Origin of the sequence: Campylobacter sp. BCW_6464, from assembly GCF_001762775.1 — a bacterium.
In the GTDB taxonomy this organism is placed as follows: domain Bacteria; phylum Campylobacterota; class Campylobacteria; order Campylobacterales; family Campylobacteraceae; genus Campylobacter_D; species Campylobacter_D jejuni.
The window spans coordinates 1-571 of record NZ_MJXM01000020.1; the positions used below are offsets into that span (position 1 = coordinate 1).

At 32.6% G+C, this 571-nt stretch carries 1 protein-coding gene; it reads right to left on the bottom strand.

All coding sequences use genetic code 11. From position 1 onward, the window contains the following. Positions 1 to 115: 115 nt before the first annotated feature. Positions 116 to 457 (bottom strand): DUF4406 domain-containing protein, encoded by a 342-nt coding sequence (locus tag AJ885_RS00280; protein ID WP_070280524.1) that lies wholly within the window; start codon positions 455 to 457, stop codon positions 116 to 118. Positions 458 to 571: the final 114 nt, after the last annotated feature.

Here is a 571-nt window from a genome sequence, read left to right on the forward strand (position 1 = left end):
TATTTGCATTTAAATCTCCTTTAATTTATATTTTTTAATTTGATAATCCCAAAGAACTACGCCGTATCTTAAAAGTATTGCGTGTTTAGCTCTTTTCTTGATTATCCTTAAACCCTTATTGTAAGGGCAACTCCAAAACTAGCTCTTTAATGCCAAGCTTTTTAGCTAATGCTAATTCTTCTTGCATTCCCTTAGAATACTTAGCATCTTTATGATTGCTCATATAAATATAATCACTTGCTTTTAAAAGCTCTAATCCCATTTGTAAAGCTTTGTCTCTGTGTTTGTTTTCATCCAAATAACTAAATTGTAGTATGGGTGAAACAGGTGTAAAGCCTTCACATTCACGCATAATTTTTAAGCATTCTTGCTGGGCTATGCTAATAGCTTGTGCTTTTCTTTGACTTTCTCTTACAGCTAAAGCTTTGTAAGGAGAGGCTACATAAACTAATGCCATGAAATTTCCTTTCTAATAATTTTAGGGTTTTACCCTTTTTAAGTCTTCTTAAAAAAAAGACTTAAAAAGAAAAAACTTAATCAAAACCAGCGAAGCGACGCCGTTAAGGCGAGG

Excerpts from the sequence above, each read along its gene's own strand:
- AJ885_RS00280 (WP_070280524.1), bottom strand. The coding sequence starts at position 457 with ATGGCATTAGTTTATGTAGCCTCTCCTTACAAAGCTTTAGCTGTAAGA.